Annotated in this window: 17 protein-coding genes; 6 read left to right on the forward strand and 11 right to left on the reverse strand. The window is 62.3% G+C overall.

What is annotated here, in order from left to right; translation table 11 throughout:
- Positions 1–59 precede the first annotated feature (59 nt).
- The 5 genes from nadC (at position 60) to ABFY71_RS02045 (ending at position 7,058) form a co-directional block, all read left to right on the forward strand.
- Complete coding sequence (gene nadC / locus ABFY71_RS02025) at positions 60–932, forward strand: carboxylating nicotinate-nucleotide diphosphorylase (RefSeq protein WP_347944436.1); 873 nt, start codon at positions 60–62, stop codon at positions 930–932.
- Position 933: 1 nt separating this feature from the next.
- Complete coding sequence (cysQ, locus tag ABFY71_RS02030; RefSeq protein WP_347944437.1) at positions 934–1,764, forward strand: 3'(2'),5'-bisphosphate nucleotidase CysQ; 831 nt, start codon at positions 934–936, stop codon at positions 1,762–1,764.
- Between the two features lie 128 nt (positions 1,765–1,892).
- Positions 1,893–2,441 carry a PadR family transcriptional regulator gene (locus ABFY71_RS02035; RefSeq protein WP_347944438.1) on the forward strand — a complete coding sequence of 183 codons (549 nt, stop codon included), beginning with the start codon at positions 1,893–1,895 and terminating at the stop codon, positions 2,439–2,441.
- Between the two features lie 15 nt (positions 2,442–2,456).
- Entirely contained in the window at positions 2,457–3,707 is a 1,251-nt protein-coding gene (locus ABFY71_RS02040) for an efflux RND transporter periplasmic adaptor subunit (RefSeq protein ID WP_347944439.1), read from the forward strand.
- 3 nt (positions 3,708–3,710) lie between these two features.
- The gene (locus ABFY71_RS02045; RefSeq protein ID WP_347944440.1) at positions 3,711–7,058 is read left to right on the forward strand and encodes an efflux RND transporter permease subunit; all 3,348 of its coding nucleotides are present in this window, start codon (positions 3,711–3,713) and stop codon (positions 7,056–7,058) included.
- A gap of 165 nt (positions 7,059–7,223) precedes the next feature.
- On the opposite strand, the gene ABFY71_RS02050 is transcribed toward ABFY71_RS02045, so the two are convergent.
- From ABFY71_RS02050 to ABFY71_RS02090, 9 genes are all read right to left on the reverse strand, one after another.
- On the reverse strand, positions 7,224–9,119 hold the full coding sequence (locus ABFY71_RS02050) for an ABCB family ABC transporter ATP-binding protein/permease (RefSeq protein WP_347944441.1): 1,896 nt from the start codon (positions 9,117–9,119) through the stop codon (positions 7,224–7,226).
- Positions 9,119–9,439 carry an ArsR/SmtB family transcription factor gene (locus tag ABFY71_RS02055; protein WP_305582770.1) on the reverse strand — a complete coding sequence of 107 codons (321 nt, stop codon included), beginning with the start codon at positions 9,437–9,439 and terminating at the stop codon, positions 9,119–9,121. The genes ABFY71_RS02050 and ABFY71_RS02055 overlap by 1 nt, the downstream gene beginning before the upstream one ends.
- Positions 9,440–9,529: 90 nt before the next feature.
- The gene (locus ABFY71_RS02060) at positions 9,530–11,290 is read right to left on the reverse strand and encodes a LysM peptidoglycan-binding domain-containing protein (RefSeq protein ID WP_347944442.1); all 1,761 of its coding nucleotides are present in this window, start codon (positions 11,288–11,290) and stop codon (positions 9,530–9,532) included.
- Positions 11,291–11,293: 3 nt separating this feature from the next.
- Positions 11,294–12,886 (reverse strand): citramalate synthase, encoded by a 1,593-nt coding sequence (gene cimA, locus ABFY71_RS02065; RefSeq protein ID WP_347944443.1) that lies wholly within the window; start codon positions 12,884–12,886, stop codon positions 11,294–11,296.
- Positions 12,887–12,891: 5 nt separating this feature from the next.
- Positions 12,892–13,389, reverse strand: a complete 498-nt coding sequence (locus ABFY71_RS02070; RefSeq protein ID WP_347944444.1) for a GFA family protein — start codon at positions 13,387–13,389, stop codon at positions 12,892–12,894.
- Positions 13,386–13,865 (reverse strand): GFA family protein, encoded by a 480-nt coding sequence (locus ABFY71_RS02075; protein WP_347944445.1) that lies wholly within the window; start codon positions 13,863–13,865, stop codon positions 13,386–13,388. Before ABFY71_RS02075 ends, ABFY71_RS02070 begins: the two co-directional genes overlap by 4 nt.
- Positions 13,862–15,322, reverse strand: a complete 1,461-nt coding sequence (cysS, locus tag ABFY71_RS02080) for a cysteine--tRNA ligase (protein ID WP_347944446.1) — start codon at positions 15,320–15,322, stop codon at positions 13,862–13,864. Before cysS ends, ABFY71_RS02075 begins: the two co-directional genes overlap by 4 nt.
- Positions 15,323–15,558: 236 nt before the next feature.
- On the reverse strand, positions 15,559–16,011 hold the full coding sequence (locus ABFY71_RS02085) for a c-type cytochrome (protein WP_305582783.1): 453 nt from the start codon (positions 16,009–16,011) through the stop codon (positions 15,559–15,561).
- Between the two features lie 106 nt (positions 16,012–16,117).
- Positions 16,118–17,116, reverse strand: a complete 999-nt coding sequence (locus ABFY71_RS02090) for a fumarylacetoacetate hydrolase family protein (protein WP_347944447.1) — start codon at positions 17,114–17,116, stop codon at positions 16,118–16,120.
- Between the two features lie 194 nt (positions 17,117–17,310).
- Here ABFY71_RS02090 and ABFY71_RS02095 point away from each other — a divergent pair, with 194 nt between their 5' ends.
- Positions 17,311–18,405, forward strand: coding sequence for a DUF2865 domain-containing protein (locus tag ABFY71_RS02095; protein WP_347944448.1), 1,095 nt, complete (start codon positions 17,311–17,313; stop codon positions 18,403–18,405).
- Here the strand turns inward: ABFY71_RS02095 and gltX are convergent.
- The gene (gene gltX, locus ABFY71_RS02100; RefSeq protein ID WP_347944449.1) at positions 18,350–19,675 is read right to left on the reverse strand and encodes a glutamate--tRNA ligase; all 1,326 of its coding nucleotides are present in this window, start codon (positions 19,673–19,675) and stop codon (positions 18,350–18,352) included. The genes ABFY71_RS02095 and gltX overlap by 56 nt on opposite strands.
- The gene (locus ABFY71_RS02105) at positions 19,675–21,339 is read right to left on the reverse strand and encodes an NAD+ synthase (protein ID WP_347944450.1); all 1,665 of its coding nucleotides are present in this window, start codon (positions 21,337–21,339) and stop codon (positions 19,675–19,677) included. The genes gltX and ABFY71_RS02105 overlap by 1 nt, the downstream gene beginning before the upstream one ends.
- Between the last annotated feature and the right edge of the window lie 50 nt (positions 21,340–21,389).

The following is a 21,389-nucleotide window of genomic DNA, read 5'->3' on the forward strand; positions in this document are numbered from 1 at the left end:
GGCAGTTGCATCGGGCGGTGGGGGCGCGTACATCACCGCCGAAGCTGAGAGACCTTGCAATGTCGCGTCCTGCCCGCCTGCCCGCCCAATTGCCTCGCCATCTGGTGGAGCGCGCCGTTGCAGCCGCGCTGGAAGAAGATCTCGGCCTGGCCGGCGACCTGACCAGCCAGGCGACCCTGTCGCCCGGCGCGCAGGCCACCGCCAGCCTGTCGGCGCGCGAAGCCGGGGTGATTGCCGGACTCGATCTTGCGGCAGCCGCGTTCCGGCTGGTGGGCGATGGCGTGGTGTTTACCCCCAATGTCGCGGATGGCGAGCGTATTGGCGTGGGTGGTTTGGTGGCCAGCGTTACCGGCCCTGCCCGGCTGGTGATGTCGGCCGAGCGGGTGGCACTGAACTTCCTCAACCATATGAGCGGCATTGCCACGCTGACGCGGATTTATGCAGATGCTGTCGCTGGCACGGGGGCGCAGATCTGCGACACCCGCAAGACGACGCCGGGGCTGCGGGCCTTCGAGAAATACGCGGTGCGTTGCGGTGGCGGGGCCAATCACCGCTATGCGCTCGATGACGCCATTCTGATCAAGGACAATCATATCGCCGTCGCGGGTAGCGTGACGGCGGCCTACACGGCGGCCGCGGCCTTTGCAGGGCATCTGGTGGCCATCGAGATCGAAGTGCAGAATCTGGCCGAGTTGGAAGAAGCGCTGGCAGCGGGAGCGCGCGTGGTGCTGCTGGACAATATGGACAATGCGACACTGCGCCAGGCGGTAACGATCAATGCCGGCCGGGCCAGACTCGAAGCCTCGGGCGGGGTCAAGCTGGACCGGGTGCGCGCGATTGGCGAAACGGGCGTGGACTATATCTCCACCAGCCAGATCACCATGGCGGCCCAGCCGCTTGATCTGGGGCTCGATGTGACGATTGGCGTCTAAGATGACCGTTATTGCAGCAGCGCCGACCGACACGCACCTGACGACGCTGGTCCTTGATGCCGCCATCGCGGCGGCGCGGGTGATCCTCGACGTCTATGCCCGCCCCATCGTGGCGGTCGATAAGGCTGATGGCTCGCCCGTCACCGAGGCAGACGCGGCCGCAGAGGCGATCATTCTCGAGCATCTCAAAGCTACCGGCATTCCGGTGCTCGGCGAGGAAAGCGTGGCGGCCGGGATCATCCCGGTGTTGGGCGAGCGGTATTTTGTGGTCGACCCGCTGGACGGCACCAAGGAATTCATCAAGCGCAATGGCGAGTTCACCGTCAATATTGCGCTGGTCGAGCATGGCGTGCCGGTGCTGGGGGTGGTGCTGGCGCCGGTCACGGGCGAGACCTTCGTGGGTGACGCGCGCGGCGCCTTTAGCTGCAACACCAGTTCGGGCTCAGTAAGCAACAAGCAGCCGATCGGGGTGACGTCTTCACGCAAGCTGCGGATTGTGGCGAGCCGTTCGCATGGCCATGCCGCTTTGGCGACACTGTGCGAATTGCTTGAGGTCCAGTCTGATGTATCGGTGGGATCCTCGCTGAAGTTCTGCCTGCTAGCGCGGGGCGATGCCGAGCTCTATCCGCGATTCACGCCGACCTGTGAGTGGGACACGGCGGCCGGACAGGCGGTGCTGGAGGCGGCAGGCGGCGCGGTTGTGACCCTGGACGGCGAGCGCCTGCGCTATGGCAAGGGCGAGTTGGCCTTCCTCAACCCCTATTTTGTTGCGGCGGCCAATCTGAATCTGGCGCGCCGGGCAGCGGCCGAAATGACCAAAATCCTGGGCTGATCTGTGAAGCTGCAGCATTGTCTTAACTGATCTGTTGCATCAACTGATCCGTACATCTTGCACGATTCACGCCAAGCATATATTGAACCAGCATATATCGGCTCGGCATATGCCCCGGAGCACCGTGCATGAACGTCAGAACATTGTGTTTGTCCATTCTCTATGAGAGTGAAGCCACGGGCTATGAAATCCGTCGGCTTTGCGTGGAAGGCGAATGCTCGTACTTCATCGAAGCCAGCTTTGGATCGATCTACCCGGCCCTGGCCAAGCTTGAAGATGAAAAGCTGGTGACCAGCCGCAGTGAGCAACAGGACGGCAAGCCGACAAAAAAAATCTACTCAATCACGGCAGCCGGCCGGGCCGCGTTCGCGAATGAACTGGCCCAACCGCTGGGGGAGGACATGTTCCGTAGTCCCTTCCTGCTATTTGCCCGTTTTGCCCATATTCTGCCGCGAAGTCTGGTGGAAACACGGGCCAATGAATTCCTGCAAATACTGAGCGACAAGCGTAAACGTCTCAAGGTCACAGCAGCAGATCATTGCAGCAATGCTTCAGACACATGGGTCATCAACTACGGAAGTGTTATTATGGAGGTTGCTGAAAGGCATCTGCGCACCCATATGCACGAACTCATCACTTTAGCGCGAGCCGATTCCAACAAAGACGCGGCTGAGTAAAGGGGCAACTTCTCTATGCGTGCATTATTCTCTTATGGCATTGCGCTGGTACTGCTGATCCTGACAGGTGCCTGGCTCGCAACTGGAACCCTGGTTATGGGCGGCAGCGGGCCAGGCAATGGCGAGCGCCCAATTGTCTCGATAATCGAGGGCGAAGAACACGGCCCCATCGCCACCCAATTGGCCGAGGCGGGCGTGCTGGCCCAACATGAAGCCAGCACCGAAGTCGACCCGCACCTGACCATTGCCCAGCGCAATGAGGCGGAGCACGGTGCCAATACGGCGCTGCAATCGGTGCGAACCACGACCTATGTGGCTCAGCCCTTCGCGATTGAGGTCCCCTTGCGGGGCCGCACTCAGGCCAAGGCCACCGTTAGCGCCGTGGCAGAGACTGCTGGCATTGTTGAAACTGTGCATGTGACCAAGGGCCAGAAAGTGGCAGTCGGCGATCCGCTGTGCACGCTGGATCAGGGCACCCGGGCTGCCGCCGTCGCACAAGCTGACGCCGGTTTGGCGCAGGCCAACGCGGCACTGGCTCAGGCCCAAGCCGATTTCGATACCAATGCCGAACTGCGAAGCAAGGGCGTAGCAACCGCCAATAGTGCACGCGGCGTGGAAGTGGCCCTGGCCGCCGCACAGGCGAGCGTGACATCGGCCAAAGCCAATCTCGACAACGCCCAGGCCGAACTTGATCGCACGCTGATCAACGCCAAGGTGAACGGCGTGGTACAGGCGCCGCTGGCCGACGCTGGCGCCATGCTGGCTCAAGGCCAGCCCTGCGCCACCATCGTCCAGCTTGACCCGATGTTGTTCATCGGCCAGGTGCCGGAAGTCCGGATTGGTCTGGCCAAGCTTGGCCTCTCCGCCAGCATCACCACCATCACCGGCCAGACGGCCGAGGGCAAGGTGAGCTTCATCGCCACGACGGCCGACGCTGCCACCCGTTCCTTCCCGGTCGAGATCGAGCTGCCCAATGCCGATGGCACCATCCGTGACGGCATCACCGCCACGGCAGTAGTGAATATGGGCTCTGCCCCGGCGCACCTGTTGCCGCAATCAACGCTGACGCTGGACGCTGATGGCGTGTTGGGCGTGCGCGCCGTGGTGGATGGCGCCGCCAAGTTCATGCCGATCGAAATTGCCAGCGACACCCGCGACGGCGTCTGGGTTCTGGGACTACCAGTAGCGGTCGATGTCATTACCGTCGGCCAGGAGTATGTCATCGACGGCCAAGCGGTCGACGCCACCAATGTAACAGCGAGCTAACCCATGCTGGATTTCATCGAACGTATCCTGCGGATGCCGCGTGTCGTCTTGACGATCATGGTGCTGCTGCTCGGGGCGGGCTTCATGGCCTATACCAGCCTGCCCAAAGAGAGCTTCCCGGCAATCGACATTCCCTATTTCTACGTTTCGGTCAGCCAGACCGGCGTGGCACCGCGTGACGCAGAACAGTTGCTGGCCAAGCCGATCGAGGACCGCATCAAGGAAATAGACGGGCTGGAGAACTATTCCTCCACCTCGACCACCGGCCATGCCTCGGTGTTCCTTGAGTTCAACGTAAATGCGGACAAGGACAGGGCGCTCTCTGATATCCGCGCGAAGCTGGACGGGCTTTCAGCTGAACTGCCCGATGACGCTACCGAACCAACTGTTACGGAAATCTCGTTTACCGACATGCCGGTCATCTCGGTTGCGGTTTATGGCACGGTGCCCGAGCGTGAACTGGTCAACCGGGCCAAGGATCTGCAGGAAGAACTCAAAAGCATTGGCGACGTCCAGAACGTGACCCTCTCGGGGTCGCGCGATGAAGTGCTGGAAGTCACCATCGACCTGAACCGGCTGGAAGCCTACGATTTGACGGCAGCGCAGCTGTTTGATGCCCTCGCCAAGAACAACATGGTGGTGGCCGGCGGTACGCTGGATTCGGGCCAGGGCTCGTTCAATGTCGAAGTGCCCGGCCTGATCAAGAACGCCCGGGACATCTATACGCTGCCACTCAAGACGGTCGACGATACCGTGGTGACCTTTGGCGACGTCGCCACGATCACGCGGACCTTCGAGGATGCCACGCAATATGCCCATGTGAATGGCCAGCCAGCCATTACCCTGGGCGTCTCCAAGAAGCTTGGCACCAACGTCATCAGTGTGTCCGACGAAGTGCGGCGGATCACCGAGAATTTCACTGCCGATTGGCCACAGGCCATCGAGACCAGTTTCCTGATCGATCAGGCCGACACCACCAAGGGCATGTTCCGCTCGCTGGAAGCGGCTGTGCTGACCGCCGTGGCGCTGGTGCTGATCACCTGCATTGCCACACTGGGCTGGCGCGCCGCCATCATGATCGGCATGTCGATCCCGATTTCGTTCATGATCGCTTTTCTCGTCGTGCAGATGCTCGGCATGACCATCAATATGATGATCATGTTTGGCCTGGTGCTGGCGGTGGGTGTGCTGGTGGACGACCCGATCGTGGTCGTGGAATATGCCGAGCGCAAATTGCAGGAGGGCGTTCCCAAGAAGGAAGCTTTCATCATGGCCGCGCGCAAGATGTTCGTGCCGGTGGTTTCGGCCACTTTCACGACCCTGGGCGCCTTCGTGCCGCTGCTGTTCTGGCCGGGCATTATCGGCAAGTTCATGAGCTATCTGCCCACCATCGTGATCGTGGTGATGATTGCCTCGCTGGTTTCGGCGCTGATCTTCATGCCCATTATCGGTGCCTTCATCGCCTCGACCCATGTCGACGAGAAGGAAAAAGAAGCCGCTGACGTGGTGATGTATGCCGACAAGTTTGACCCCAACAAGGTTCGGGGTCTGACCGGCGTCTATGTTCGGACCATGCAGCATCTGATGCATCAGCCGGTCATCACTCTGGCAGTCGGCTTCGGCATCGTGGGGCTGATGTTTGCCGCATACATCATGAACCCGACGGGCACTGAGGCCTTCCCGGCCTCGGAGCCTGAATTCGGCACTGTCAACGTCATCACCCGCGGCAATTATTCGCCAGCGGAAATCCGCGATCTGCTGGTGGAGGTCGAAGACCAGATCCTGCAGGTTCAGGGCATCAAGGATGTCATCATGAGCTTTGCCGGAGGTGATGGCAGCGGCGGGCTCGGAGGCAACACGCCGCCCGACACCGTTGGCACATTCAACCTGCAGCTCATGCCCTATGCCGAGCGTGTCAAGGCTGCCGAGATATTCCAGGACATCCGCGAGCGGGTAGCCGGGATTTCGGGCCTGGAAGTGCAGATTGCTGCGCAGGAGGATGGCCCGCCAGCTGGCAAGGCGATCAATCTGCGGGTTGAGGGCACGGTTTATGCCGATATTGCCCCGGCCGTGACCAAGCTGCGTGACTATATCGAAAACGATCTGGGCAATACCATCGACGTTGAGGATGGCCGCCCTGCCCCCGGCATCGACTGGCAGGTGACCATCGATCGCGAAGCCGCCGCCAAATACGGCATCGGCGTGCGAGAGCTGAGCCCCTATGTGCAGCTGGTCACCTCGGGTGTGAAGCTGGGCAGCTATCGTCCCGACGATGGCGGCGACGACGAACTCGACATCAGGGTCCGTCTGCCCAAGAGCGAGCGCACCTTCGACGCGCTGGACTCGCTACGGATTGTGACGGCACAGGGTCTGGTGCCGGTGTCCAACTTCATCACCCGCACGGCGGTGCCCAAGGTGGCCAATATCACCCGCCGCAATGGCGTCTATGCCATGACGGTGGCCGCCAATCTGGAAGAGGGCTTCTCCTCGGAAGACAAGATCAAGCAGATCAAGGCCTGGCAGGCCGAGCAGGAATGGCCAGCCAGCGTCGAGATTATTTATGGCGGTGCTGCCGAACAGGTCGACGACACCAATGCCTTCATCATCTCGGCCTTCGGTGCGGCGATGTTCCTGATCTTCCTGATCCTGCTGCTGGAGTACAACAGCTTCTATCAGGTGCTGGTGACGCTCACGACGGTGATCATGTCACTGGCCGGCGTGCTGCTGGGCATGCTGGTCACCGGCATGAGTTTTTCGGCGATCATGACAGGCCTCGGCATCGTGGCTCTGGCGGGTATCGTGGTGAAGAACGGCATCGTGCTGATCGACACCTATAACCACTATCAGCGCGACGAGCATGTCGAGCCGGTCAAAGCCATGATGATCACCATCAGCCAGCGTGTGCGGCCGGTGCTGCTGACCGCCATGGTGACTGGCCTGGGCGTGATCCCGATGGCGTTGAATATCGAGTTCGACTTCATCCGCCGCGAGATCGTGGTAGGCGGCATTGCCGGTTCGTGGTTCATCCATCTGTCGGCAGCACTGGTCTCTGGGCTATTTGTTTCCACCGCGCTGACGCTGGTGATGGTGCCGGTAATGGTGGTGGCGCCCACGGTGCTGTGGAAGCAGATCAGATGGCTGGTCGAACAGTCTGGCCGGCTGGGACGGTTCGCAACCGGTCGCGGCGGTCAAGCGGCGATGGCCACGCCAGCGGGGTTTGACGGCATGGCCGTGGAGATCCCCGCCGGGGCGGATGGCGCCAAGCGCTATATCGTCAGCCCGGATGCCGGGCTGGTGGAAGAGCAGCAGAATGGCGTGACCGTCGTCAGTCGGCCTGAAGCCGCCGAGTAGCACCGGCGCAGAGACGAAGCAAAAGGCCCGCAGCGATGCGGGCCTTGTTGTTTGCGGTAGTGAACGACCGTGGTGCCAGGGGCTTGCCATGACGTCGGCGCCCCCAGCCTGTGGGGTGTCGGGAATGCCGGCTGGCGAGGATGATCCCCGCTGCAGCACCCTGCCCTATTCTGCAGCGGGCGTGCCGCGCTTGACGAAACCGTCGGGATCGTTGGCAGTCTGCAGCAGCTTTTCTTCGGCCTCGGTAGCTTCGCGCTGGCGGTTCCACATCTGGGCGTAGAGGCCGTCCTTGGCGAGGAGGTCGAGGTGGTTGCCGCGTTCGGCCACCACGCCTTCGCGCAGCACCAGGATTTCGTCGGCATTGACCACGGTGGACAGGCGGTGGGCGATGACGAGCGTGGTGCGGTTCTGCGAGACGACATCGAGGGCTGACTGGATATCCCGCTCGGTCTTGGTGTCGAGCGCCGAGGTCGCTTCATCCAGAATGAGGATGGAGGGTGCCTTCAGAATAGTACGGGCGATGGCGACACGCTGCTTTTCGCCACCGGAAAGCTTGAGACCGCGCTCGCCCACAGGGGTGTCATAGCCCTTGGGCAAGGTCTCGATAAACGGACCGACCTGAGCCATGCCAGCGGCTTCGCGCACCTCCTCAATCGACGCACCCGGCCGGCCATATTCAATGTTGTAGCCGATGCTGTCGTTGAACAGCACGGTATCCTGCGGCACCATGCCGATCGCCGAGCGCAGGCTTTCCTGGGTGACGTCGCGCAAGTCCTGACCATCGATGGTGATGGCGCCCCCGGTTACGTCATAGAAGCGATAAAGCAGCCGCGAGATTGTGGACTTGCCGGCGCCGGTGGGGCCGACGATGGCCACGGTCTTGCCCGCAGGAACCTCGAAGCTGACGCCCTTGAGAATGGCGCGATCGGGATCATAGTGAAAGGTGACGTTGTCGAAGCGGATCACCGGCCCGGTTATGACCAGTGGCTTGGCGTCGGGCTTGTCCTCGATTTCCGGGCTCTGATCGAGCAGCTTGAACATCTCTTCGATGTCGGTGAGACCCTGGCGCAATTCGCGATAGACGAAGCCGATGAAATTGAGCGGCCGATAGATCTGCATCAGGAAGGTGTTGAGCAGCACGAAGTCGCCCAGGGTCAGGGTCCCGGCCATCACCCCATTGATCGCCATGATGGCGATGATCAGGAAGCCACCGTAGAAAATTACCGCCTGGCCGAAATTGAGGAAGCCCAGCGAGGTCCAGATGCGGATGGCAGAGCGTTCGTAGCCGGCCATGGACGCATCATAGCGATCGGCCTCCATCTGCTCATTGGCGAAATACTTCACCGTCTCAAAGTTGAGCAGGCTGTCGATAGCTTTGCCATTGGCGTCGGTGTCGGAGTCATTCATGGCCCGGCGGATGCCAATGCGCCAGTTCGACGCCTTGATGGTGAAATACAGATAACCCCAGATCATCACGACCAGCACGCCCAGATAGCTGACGCCAAACATCCAGACGAAAATGACAGCGGTGATGGCGAATTCGACCACGGTGGGCAGAATGTTCAGCATCGTGAAACGGACGATGGTTTCGATGCCCTTGGTACCGCGCTCTATCACCCGGCTGAGGCCACCGGTGCGGCGCGCCAGATGGAAGCGCAGCGACAGGCGATGCAAATGATGGAAGGTGCGCAGCGCCAGCTTGCGCACGGCATTCTGGCCGACGCTGGCAAACAGCACGTCGCGCAATTGCTGGAATCCGGCGTCAACGATATTGCCCACGACATAGGCAATCACCAGGACGATGGGCACCGCCATACCGAAAACCACCGCACTATTGGGGGTGGCGCTATCGAGACTATCGATGATGCCCTTATAGGCGAATGGAATGAGGGTGGTGGCGACCTTGCTCAGCAGCAGGGCAGCAATGGCCAGCACCACCCGCAGACGCAGATCGGCCCGGTCGGCGGGCCACATATAGGTCCAAAGATTGCGGATGGTCGAAAATACGGAATCCTCGTCCGCGCTAACGGATGGCTTCTTGTCAGCGTTGTCAGTGGGCATTAGGCGAGTTCCGCTTCCAAGTCGGGTGTGGCAGCGCCCAAACCAGCCAGCATGCCGGAATAGGCTGAACCCAGGGCAGCCAGACGCTCATGCTGCACGATGTAGCAATTGCGGGTACCGCGCGACTTCCGCTCGATCAGACCGGCATCTAGCAGCACCTTGATGTGCTGGCTGACCGTTGATTGCGCCAGGGTCAGGGAGTCGGTCACATCGGCACAACAACATTGGCCACGCTGCTGTCCGGCGATGATGCGCAGAATGTTGAGGCGCACCGGATGACCCAGTGCCCGCATGATGGTGGCAATATCGTCGTCGTGCATCGGTTCAACCAGATTTATCGTCATATTGCGATATATGGGTCCAACCGCCGCAAGAATCAATGGCCCGCCGGAAAGCGGGCCATGTTGTACTCAGTTGTTTGCGCTATCGGGCAGATCGAAGACCTGACCGGGATAGATACGGTCGGGATCGCGGATCTGGCCGGTATTGGCCTCATAGATGGCCGTGTACTTGATGCCTTCGCCATAGACCCGGCGCGCGATGGTCCAGAGGTTGTCGCCACGGCGAATAATCGCCTTGCCGGCAGCAAAGCGCTGATCATCGACATCGCCGACACTCACGCCAACCATGGTCGGCACAGCCGGCTCAGCGGCAGCAGTGTCTGTTGGCGGCACGGCGGCTTCGGTTGGCTGTGGCGCGGGAGTGGCCGCAGGATCGGCCGCGGCAACCGCGGTTTCTGTGACAGGCGCCGGTAGATCGAGGGAGAAATCGACTTCGGCGCGCTCCACGACCTCGGCGCTACCGGCCTGCAGCAAGTCAACGCGAACACGCTGGTTTGGCTTGGTCAGCACCTTGCCGGCCTCGATCAGCCAACGGCCATCCGAGACAATTGTATCGGCAATGAAGCTATCGTCGACATAGAGCCGCACGGTGGCGCCATCTGGACCACTGCCGGCAAAGAAGGACTTCTCCCCCTCGACCTCGACGGCGTCGATTGTCGGCGTCGCAACCATGGCTGTCGCCGGGGTCGCCGCAGGGGCCGTGGCATCGGGGGAAGGATCAGTAGCGGCCACGGCGACGGCAGGCTCGGTCGGCGCGGCTACAGGCTGGCTCGTCTCGGCGGTGGCAGGCTGATCGGCACCCGTTGCAGGCGCCGTTGGTTCGGTGGCAGCAGGCGCGGTCGCGGCGGCGGCCGTATCGGCAGCGGCGGCAACCGCGTCATCGGCTGCGGCTGGCGCCGCCGGATCAGCCGATGATGCAGCAGCAACTGGCGCGGCAGGTGCTGCCTCGCTGGAGGTTGCGGCGACTGCGGCTTCAACTGGTGCCGTCACCGCAGGCCCGGTGACAGCTGGTGCTGCTGCAGCGGGCGGAGTGGCGGCTGCTGGACGACTGCTCGTATTGGCAGCCATCTGGGCCGGAACGTCGGCTGTCGCCTGGGGCAAGCCCTGCAACACCTGGCTGGCGGCTCCCGGGGTGCTGGCTACCACGAGCGGCTCGCTGGTCTTGTCGGCATTGATGGCGACGACGAAGGATTCGGGAGCGAGCCCCTTCTTGCCGGTCTCGCCCAGGGTAATTTCGGTACCGCCGGGAGCGATGGGAATGTCTGGAACGAATACCCAGTCACCACTGGCTGCCACGGCGCTGCGGCCCAGGAGCATGCCATTGGCAAAGATCTCTATTTCGCTGCCGGGCGTACCGCTGCCGGCAATCACGACCGAACCGTCGGGCTCGGCGCGCAACAGGCCGAAACTCGCAGCGACCAGGTTTTCCGGCGCTTCGGCGGCTGCAGTGGCCGCGTCGGCGGGCTCCACATCAAGCTCTGGTCCGACCAGCGCGGTATCTGCGGCAGGCTCAGTTGCAACCAGCGGCGCAACGGGCTCAACGGCCGTCGCCGCTGCGTCGACCGATGCAGGGGCCGCGCCGGGCAGCAGACCTGCCGCGCGCATTTTTCCCTGCAGGCACTGGCCCATGCCATCAGGGGAATTAAAGCAACTGACGATGCCTGGACCGGCCAGGACGCCAAGGATCACCACAATGGTAACAGCAGCGGCCGAGAGGGCCAGCGCCAGAGGCTGTTTCGGGGCGGGTTGTTTCGGAGCGGAATCGGCCAGTTTGTCCTCCCGGACCGTTGTGACGGCAACGCCGTCCGGTTTTACGCGCTGACCTGTCATGCCCTATGGCGTTTCAGTTTTAAGCAGCTTGTAGGTAATTGATTCATACAGAGCTTCAAACGAGGCATCAATGATGTTGGCAGAGACGCCAATGGTAAACCAGCGCTCACCGGTGCCATCGCGACTTTCAACCAGCACACGGGTGACCGCGCCCGTGCCGCCGTCGAGGATACGCACTTTGAAATCGACCAGTTCAAGATCTTCGATACGCGACGAATATTTGCCAAGATCTTTGCGCAGCGCCAGATCGAGTGCATTGACCGGGCCGTTGCCTTCCGCCACCGACATCAATACTTCGCCCTCGACCCGAATTTTGACCACCGCTTCGGTGACGGTTATCTCCTCGCCCTGTGCATTGTGGCGGCGCTCGACCGAAGCGCGATAGGTGTCTACCGCGAAAAAATTGGGCAGCGTACCGAGCACCTCATGCGCCAGAATGGCAAATGAGGCGTCGGCACCGTCATAGGAATAGCCACGCGATTCGCGGTCCTTGACCGTGGCCAAGAGCTTTTCGAGGCGCGGATCGTCCTTGGCAAGCGCAATGCCGTGCCGGGCCAGAGCGGTCAGCAGGTTGGATTTGCCCGCCTGCTGGCTGACCATGATGGAGCGCTCATTGCCGACGCTTTCGGGCGGCACATGCTCATAGCTGGAAAAATCCTTGAGCAGCGCCGAGGCATGGATGCCAGCCTTGGTGGCAAAGGCCGAGGCGCCAACATAGGGGGCCTGCCGGAACGGCGCCCGGTTGAGCCGATCATCAAAGGCGCGCGAGACTTGAGTAAGGCGAGCCAGGCTGGCGGACGGAATTGCGGTCTCGAAGCGATCGGCGAAGACAGGCTTGAGCAGCAGGGTCGGGATCAGGGTGATCAGATTGGCGTTGCCGCAGCGTTCGCCAATGCCGTTGAGCGTGCCCTGGATCTGGCGCACCCCGGCGTCGACTGCCGCCAGGGTATTGGCGACGGCCTGGCCGGTATCGTCGTGCGCGTGGATGCCGAGGTGCGTACCGGGCGCAATGGCCAGGACGCTGCTAACAATGAGCGCCACCTCGGCGGGCATCGTGCCGCCATTGGTGTCGCAGAGCACGACCCAGCGGGCCCCGGCATCAAGCGCGGTCTTGACGCATTGCAGGGCATAGTCGGGATTGGCCTTGAAGCCGTCAAAGAAATGCTCGCAATCGACCAGCGCTTCCTTGTTGGCGGCCACGGTCGTGGCGACGCTATCGCGCAGATTGGCCAGATTGTCCTCAAGTGAAATCTCGAGGGCGACCGTCACCTGATGGTCCCAGGCCTTGGCGACAAAGCACACCGAGTCCGCCTGCGAATTGATCAGGCCCTGAAGACCGGGATCATTGGCGGCAGAGCGCCCTGCCCGCTTGGTCATGCCGAAGGCGGTGAACCTGGCCCGCGTAGTGCGTCTTGTGTCAAAAAACTCGGTATCAACCGGATTGGCCCCGGGATAGCCGCCCTCGATATAATCGACGCCCAGCTCTTCAAGCAGCCCGCAGATGGCAATCTTGTCCTCCAGCGAGAACTCGATGCCGGCGGTCTGCGCGCCATCGCGCAGGGTGGTGTCGAAGATATAGAGCCGCTCTTTGGTCATAAAACTCACTCGGGCCAGTCGTTGGTGTCGTGATCGGGATGTTGGCGATTGGAGGCCTCGATCGCGGCGGCCCAGTCTGCGCTGTCGCCATCCTCGGTACGGCCCCGATCGGGCAGCGCGACAATGTCGGCGAACCAGGGCATGCGCCCTTCAATCCCATCATGGCTGCACGGCCTCACCACAGCAGGATGATCAAGCGAGCCGATGGTCAGGCTGGTATGGCCGGCTGTGACGTCGCGGTAAAACAGCGGCGTGCCGCAGCGCTGGCAAAAGCCACGTTCGACGAATTGCGAACTCATGAAGCCGGTGGGCGCGCCGCGGGTCCAGACCAGGGTCGCATTATCGGCGCCGACCAGGGCTTCGAAATAATTGCCCACCGCCTTCTGGCACATGCGGCAATGACACAGATGGGCGGTGTCCAGCGCCAGAATGGCATGGTAGCGCACGGCGCCGCACTGGCAGCCGCCGCTCATTTCAAGGGTTTCGTGCTCGGTATCGGTCATTGAGGCGGCTCCTTAGGCGGCCAATCCTGGGTGTCATGATCGGGGTGCTGGTTGGAGTGGATGCCAGCAAGAAAGTCGCGCCATTCGTCATTGGCCTCGTCGCGTACCGGCAAGCTGGTCAGGCCATCAAAGAAGGGCAGCTTGTCGGCCGGGTTGACCTGGATGGCCGGGGCAACCGCTGTGGGCTCGTCGAACGCGCCAATGGCCAGTTCGAGACCAAAGCGGGTTTCATAGGCCAGCGGCGTGCCGCAATCGCCGCAAAAGGCGCGACGGGCGGCATTGGAGGACTGGAACCATTTGGGTGTGCCGCGGGTCCAGGTCGCATTGTGCGCGGTGACCAGCGGGCCGAAAAATCCGCCAAAGGCCTTTTGGCACATGCGGCAATGGCAGATCGAGGGCCGACCCAGACGGGTCACCCGGAAACGGACCGCACCACACTGGCAGCCTCCCGTATGGGCGTCGACTTTTGGGGTCACCGCTTGATCTCCCACTTGGTCTGGCGGGCGCCGGTTTCATCCTTGGAGTCCATCAGGGTGATGCCTTGCTCGGCGAGCTCGGCCCGGATGGCGTCGGCTTTGGCGAAGTCCTTGGCGTTGAGGGCGGCGAGACGGGCGGCGATGGCGGCAGCAAGGTGGGGCGGCTCGTCGGCGCCCTGCTCGGAAGCCAGCACACTGTCGAGACCGAAGCCGAGGAAACGCAGCGTGGCCGCCAGGCAATGCTTGGCCGCTGCACCGCCGTCGCGATTGGCCTTTTTGGCAATCACCTCAAGGGCCACACTGGCGCGGTGAAAGCCGAGATCATCGGCCAGTTCCTTGACCACGGACGCATCAGGGCCGTCGCCGTCGGCAAGCGACGCGCCTTGGGCGGCGCGCTGCCAGTCTCGCAGCTTTGTCTCGGCCTCTTCCAGGCGCTTGACCGAAAAGTCGATCGGCTCGCGATAGTGGGTCATCAGCATGGCCAGGCGCAGGACATCGCCGGGCCATTTGTGGCCGCCGAAATCTTCGGTTTGCAGCAATTGGCTGATAGTGACGAAATTGCCCAGGCTCTTGCTCATTTTCTGGCCTTCGACCTGCAGGAACCCGTTGTGCATCCAGACATTGGCCATGGCGCTTGTGCCATGGGCGCAGCGGGACTGGGCGATTTCGTTTTCGTGGTGCGGGAAGATCAGGTCGAGTCCGCCGCCATGAATGTCGAAGGCATGCGGGTGCCGGTGGGCGGCAGGCGACAGCCGATCCTTTATTTCGTCCCAGAGGTAACGCTCGCTCATGGCCGAGCACTCAATATGCCAGCCGGGGCGGCCGCGACCCCAGGGGCTGTCCCAGCCCGGTTCGTTGTCGGCGGACTGTTTCCACAGCACGAAATCGGCGGGGTTCTTCTTGTGCGCCTCGACGGCAATGCGCGCGCCAGCCAGATTGTCATCGAGATTGCGGCCCGACAATTGGCCATAGTCGGGCATGGATCTGACGTCAAACAGCACTTCGCCATTGGCCACATAGGCGTGCCTGTTGGCAATCAGCGTAGCAATCAGCGCCTGCATTTCGGCAATATTGTCGGTGGCACGCGGCTCCACGGTCGGCTCAAGGCAGCCGAGCGCCCGGGCGTCGGCACGGAATTGGGCCACGGTGGTTTCGGTGACCTTGCGGATCGCCTCGTTGAGTGGCAGGTCGGGGAAATCGCGCAGGGCGCGGGCGTTGATCTTGTCGTCGACGTCGGTGATGTTGCGCACATAGGTGACGTGATCGGCGCCGTAGAGGTGGCGCAGCAGCCGGAACAACACATCAAACACGATGACCGGGCGGGCATTGCCGATATGGGCGAAGTCATAGACCGTGGGGCCGCAGACATAGACGCGCACATTGGCCGGATCGATGGGAACAAAGCGTTCCTTGGCGCGGGTCAGCGTATTGTAGAGCGTCAGCTGTGGCGTGGTCATGCGGTCCGTCCCTGGGCCATGCGAAAATGCGCTGGCAGACGGCTCTTCAGGTATCAGAAATCAGGATGAAGAAGACCGCGCCGCCAATGTGTGGTTAGCAGGTAATAATGCAGCGGTTAATCAGAATAATCTGCGTCTTCATGGCGCGAGATTGGCTGCCGGGCGCGCGGAAATCAAGCAGAAAGAAAAAAGGCGGCCCCTGCGGGCCGCCAAATCGCTTTGGAGGCGATGAGAAACTAGTCGGCGCGGAACTGCTGATGGCAGGTGCCGCAGGTGCCGCCCAGGGTCTTGACTGCGGCGAGATAGGCTGTGGTGTCACCGGCCTTGGCGGCTGCAAGACCATCAGCGGCGGCGGTCTTGCCGGTATCGATGATGGCGTTGAAGGCGTCCCAGTTCTCCCAGATCGCCGGCAGAGCCTTGCTGTCGCCAATGTTGGAGCCTTCGGGAAAGACGGCGGGCATATGGGTGAAATTGTCGAGCATGATCTGCATGGCCGCTTCCGCTTCTGCACCCGTCAGGGCCCCGGCGGTCTTCAACGTGCTGCCATTCAGCTTCATCAGCGGCTCGCGGACTTCCGCAGCAGCCTCGGGCGTGGTGGGCGCGACAAATGCATCCTGCGCAAAGGCGGTTGCAGCCCCCATGGCCAGCAGGCCGGCAAAGGCCAAGGTGGCAATCTTGTGTAGCGACATTCGTGGACCCTCAATACGCCAAGCCGAATTTGAACGTCCCAAGTCTTGCACGCGATGATGACAGCCCCAACGCACACACGGAAATGTTACCAGCACATACAAGAGCTTAGGCGAGCGTAACCGTCTGCCTGATATCGCCGAAGACCGAGCGGTCGTCCGCCACCGCGCCGATCCGCACGGTATCGCCGGGCTTGAGGAACGGGGTGCGGGCGCGGCCATATTTGAGCTTTTCGACGGTACGCGCCTCCGCAATGCAGGCAAAACCGATACCGTCGCGCTTGATGGGCAGGCTTTCGTCGTGGCGGTTGGAAACGGCGCCGCCGCCGATAATGGTGCCCGCCGCCAGATTGCGGGTGCGGCTGGCCTCAACGATGAGGTCGGCGAAATCGAAATGCATGTCGATGCCCGCATTGGGCCGGCCGAACAGGGTGTCGTTGACCTCGACGCGCATCGGAAGATGCAGTCGGTTATCGCGCCAGGCGCCGGCCAGACTCTCGGGCGTGATCGCGATTGGAGCGAAGGCGGTTGACGGCTTGGAATGGAAAAAGCCGAAGCCGTTCTGCAGATCATCCAGCACCAGACGGCGCAGCGAGACATCATTGCACACGGTAATGAGGCGAATGGCGGCGGCGGCCTGGTCGCGGGTCGCCGCCATGGGCACCGCGCTGATGATAACGGCCACTTCGGCCTCAAAGTCGATCGCCAGGTCCGGATCGGTTGTCACAATGGGATCGGTGGGGGCCGACAGCGAATCAGAGCCGCCCTGATAGAGCAGTGGTCGATTGGACTGCAGTTCCTCGTCCTTGCTGCCTTTGAGGCTGCGCACCCGTTCGAGATGACTGAGATAGCCTGACCCATCAATCCACTGATAGGCCCGCGGCAAGGGCGCCAGAGCCATGGCAGGGTCAAAGGGCTGACCAGCAATGGCGCCAGCATCCAATTGGGCCGCCAGGGCTGACAGCTGGGGGGCAAGCGCTTCCCAATCGTCGAGTGCGGCCTGCAGATGGGAGGCGATGCGACCAGCCGAGACGAAGCGGGCCAAATCAGCCGAGACAATGACCAGTTGGCCGTCGGGACGACCGTTTTTCAACGTTGCAAGCTTCATGGCGGCGCATTCTCTCGCTGGTGTGTCCGTGCAGCGCTACCACGACGCCGACGCTGTCACTATAGTGTTGCCATGGGTCCTAGCGTTGTCTTAAGGCCCGGTTGTGACGCACTGGGCGTCGATGGAATTCGATGATATTTTTTAGCAGCAATGGCGCACGCGCCCTCGTCCTTCTGACGCTGAGCGCACTATGCATGGTTTTGAACGTCAATGTCGCCTATGCGCAATCGGCGCAGTGTTCACGGCTGGAAGGCGCCCTGCAGCAGTTTGACCGCAATGGTGATTTTCGCCAAATGGGCGGCAATTCGCAGGCCGCCCGGCAAGCGCAGCGCGATGTGCAGAGCATGGAGAGTCGCTATGTGCGTGATGGCTGCAACGACGCCGCCAAGGCTGGCCAGCAGCTGACCCAGGAGTGCCGGCAAATTGGCCGTGAGGTGCTGCGCCTGCGCGAGGTGGCGGCCGGTATCTCCCAGCAGGTGGAAACTGCCAATGCCGTGGCCGGCCAGCGCGAGGCGATCCTGCAGGAAATGGCCCGTTTTGGCTGCGGCACCGATCGCGGCTCCAGCGCCACCTTCTCCAATGGCCGTCAGAACCTGTTCGATCGCATTTTCGGCACCACCTCGGAAAGCGATTTTTCCGACGGACAGATGATCGATGGTGGCGACTATTGGGGCTATCAGGGCTACCAGACGGTGCGCACGGTGTGCGTTCGCCTGAGCGATGGCTATTTCTGGCCCATCAGCTACGCCACCCTGCCCGACTATGTCGGCAATGACGCGGCAGCGTGTCAGGAGAGCTGCCGGACGACGCCAGTGGCGCTGTATTTCTATGACAATCCGGGGCAGGAACCCGAGCAGATGCGCAATCAGTTCGGCGAGCCCTATACCGCCTTGCCGACGGCGTTCGCCTATCGCGATGCGCTCGATACCAGCCCCAGCGCCAGCTGCAAGGTCGCGCCCCAATCGGATGGCTCGATCAGCATGGCCGAGCGGGCCGATGGCAGCACAAGGGCGATCATCGCGGTGGCGGGCGAGAGCTTTCCCATGCCGCTGCGCGATCCGCGTGGCGTGACCCCGGTAATGGCCGTGGCGCCGCTGCAGACGGCGACGCTGCTCGATATTGCCCTGCCCCGCCCGCGCCCGGCTGGTCCCGGAGAGACGCCGGTGACGCGCCCGATCAATCAGTCCGCAACGGAAACCCAGCTACGGCTGGTGCAATTCGGCGACAAAGTGGTCAGGGTAGTCGGGCCAGACACGCCGTACGCCCAACCAGCGGAAGCAGGGACTTAAGCTCAGGCCCGTCATGACGCCCGGTCAGGGCCAGGCGCAGCGGCAGAAACAGCGCTTTGCCCTTGCGCCCCGTGGCGGCCTTGAGCGCGCCGGTCCATTCCGACCAGGTCTCGATGGTCCAGGGCTCGGCGGGCAACAGGGCCTTGGCGAGCGCCAGAAATTCCCGATCCTCATCGGCAACGATGGGCTCGACCGGCCCGGTGACCAGGCTGGCAAGGTCCACAATATCAGCGAATTTGGTGAGGTTGTCGCGCAACAGCATCCAGATCGCCTCACCCTCGAGACCCAGGCTGGTGAGCCGGGGCAGCGCCTGCTCATAACTCATGGTATGCAGGAGACGGGCGTTGAGATTGTCGAGTTCGACCGGATCAAAGCGCGCCGGGCCATGCGAAATCATCGATAGATCAAGGCGATTGGCGATCTCGTCGAGCGAAGCATAGGCCTCGATCGGCAGGCTGGTGCCGGTGATCGCAGCCATGACGGCGATGGCCAGGGGCTCGTAGCCAGCCTCGCGGAAATCGGCAATGGACTGCGAGCCCAGGCGCTTGGAGAAGCCCTGCCCCTGCGCGTCAGTCAGCAAATTGTGGTGGGCAAAGATTGGCACCGTACCGCCCAGTGCCTCGATGATCTCGATCTGGGTGCCGGTATTGGAAACGTGGTCTTCGCCGCGGATGACATGGGTGATGGCCAGATCAATGTCATCGACCACCGAGGGGAGCGTATAGAGATAGCTGCCATCCTCGCGGATCAGCACCGGGTCAGACATCGAGGCGGTGTTGACGGTCTGCGTCCCCTTGATGAGATCGGCGAACTGCACCGGGCGGCCATCGAGCCGGAAGCGCCAATGTGGCTTGCGCCCTTCAGCTGCAAGGGCGGCGCGGTCGGCGTCGGTTAGCTTGAGCCCGGCGCGGTCATAGATTGGCGGCTTGCCCAACGCGCGCGCCCGGGCCCGGCGTCGATCAAGCTCGTCGGCCGTTTCGTAGCAGGGATAGAGGCGTCCATCGGCGATCAGCCGGTCGCGCGCCGCGTCATAGAGCTCCGTGCGTTCGGACTGCCGCACCAGCAGATCGGGGGTGATGCCGAGCCATTCCAGATCAACCTCGATGCCGTCGGCAAACTCCAGAGTGGAGCGGGCCAGATCGGTATCGTCCATGCGCAGCACGTATTTGCCGCCATTGCGGCGGGCAAAAAACCAGTTGAGCAGCGCCGGGCGGGCATTGCCGAGATGGATGCGACCGGTGGGGGATGGTGCCCAGCGTACGATGGTCATCAGATGCTCCGATCCTTGTAGCCATTGGTGATGGGATATTTGCGTCCCATGCCAAAGGCCTTGGCGGTGAGCTTGGGTCCGGGGGCGGACTGGCGGCGCTTGTACTCAGCGATATTGACGAGGCGCTCAATGCGCTGGATCAGCGCTGGCTCGTAACCGAGGGCGACAATTTCGGCCAGGGAGAGTTCGTCTTCAACGATGCCCTTGAGAATGGCGTCGAGCACCGGATAGGGCGGCAGGCTGTCCTGATCGGTCTGGTCGGGGCGCAGTTCAGCGCTGGGCGCCTTGTCGATGATGGCCTGGGGAATGACTTCCCCCGACGGTCCGAGGCAATCGCCGGGGACGTGGGCATTGCGCCAGCCCGCCAGGCGATAGACTTCCATCTTGAACATGTCCTTGAGCGGATTATAGCCGCCATTCATGTCGCCATAGATGGTGGCGTAGCCCACGCCCATCTCCGATTTATTGCCGGTGGTCAGCAGCATGGAACCCAGCTTGTTGGAGACCGCCATCAGCACGACGCCACGCATGCGCGACTGGATGTTTTCTTCGGCCAGATCGGCGGGGCGATCGCCAAAAATCGGTGCGAGCTGCGCCAGCGCGTCATCGACCGGATCGCCAATCGCCACGATGTCATAGCGCACGCCGAGATTGTCGGCGCAGGCCCTGGCATCGGCGAGGCTGGCCTCGCTGGTGTAACGATAGGGCAGCATGATGCAGTGGACGTTTTCGGGACCAAGGGCGTCCACAGCCATGGCGGCAACGACGGCGCTGTCGATACCACCGGACAGGCCGAGTACGACCTGACTGAAGCCGTTCTTGTGCACATAGTCGCGCAAGCCGAGCACGCAGGCGAGCCAGGGTGCCTCATCGGTGGTTGTCAGTTCGGTTACCTCGCCATTGGCGCAGGTCCAGCCATCGTCACCGCGGACCCAGTCCGAGACGATGAAATCGGTGGCAAACGACTTGCCCTGCAGCACCAGCTTGTCACCTGGTTCGATGGCGAATGAGGCGCCGTCGAAGACGAGCTCGTCCTGGCCGCCCACCTGGTTGAGGTAGAGCATGGGCACATCGTCTTCGGCCACCCGGGCGCGGACCAGCTCCTTGCGGATATGCTGCTTGTTCGTCCAGTAGGGCGAGCCATTGGGGCACAGCATGATTTCGGCGCCACGCATGGCCAGATGCTCGCAGACGCTGGCGTGCCAGATATCCTCGCAGATCGGGATGCCGACCGACACGCCCTTGATCAGCACCGGCATGGCCAACGGGCCGGCGGTGAAATAGCGCTTCTCGTAGAAGACATCGGTATTGGGCAGTTCGCGCTTCAGCCGGGTGGCGATGATCTCGCCATTTTCGGCGACAATGGCGGCATTGTGCAGGCCCGTCTTGTCCCACCAGACCGTAGGCAGGACCAACACCACTTCGGTGCCGGCGGTATCGGCGACCAGATCGCGCGCGGCCTGCATGGCGTCCTTGATGAATTGCGGCTTGAACAGCAGATCGTCAGGGAAATAGCCGGTCAGGAACAGTTCCGAGAACATCAGGATGTCGGCCTTGGCGGCCACGGCATCGGCGAGCGCGGCGCGGGCCAGGGCGAGATTGCCCGGCAGGTCGCCGACCTTGGGATTGAGCTGGGCGAGCGCAATTCGGAGGCGGTCTGTCACGATAAATCTGCCCGTTGTCTGAGAAGGTGCGGGCGTGGCGGCAGCCAAGT

The organism is Devosia alba, from assembly GCF_039938915.1.
GTDB lineage: Bacteria > Pseudomonadota > Alphaproteobacteria > Rhizobiales > Devosiaceae > Devosia > Devosia alba.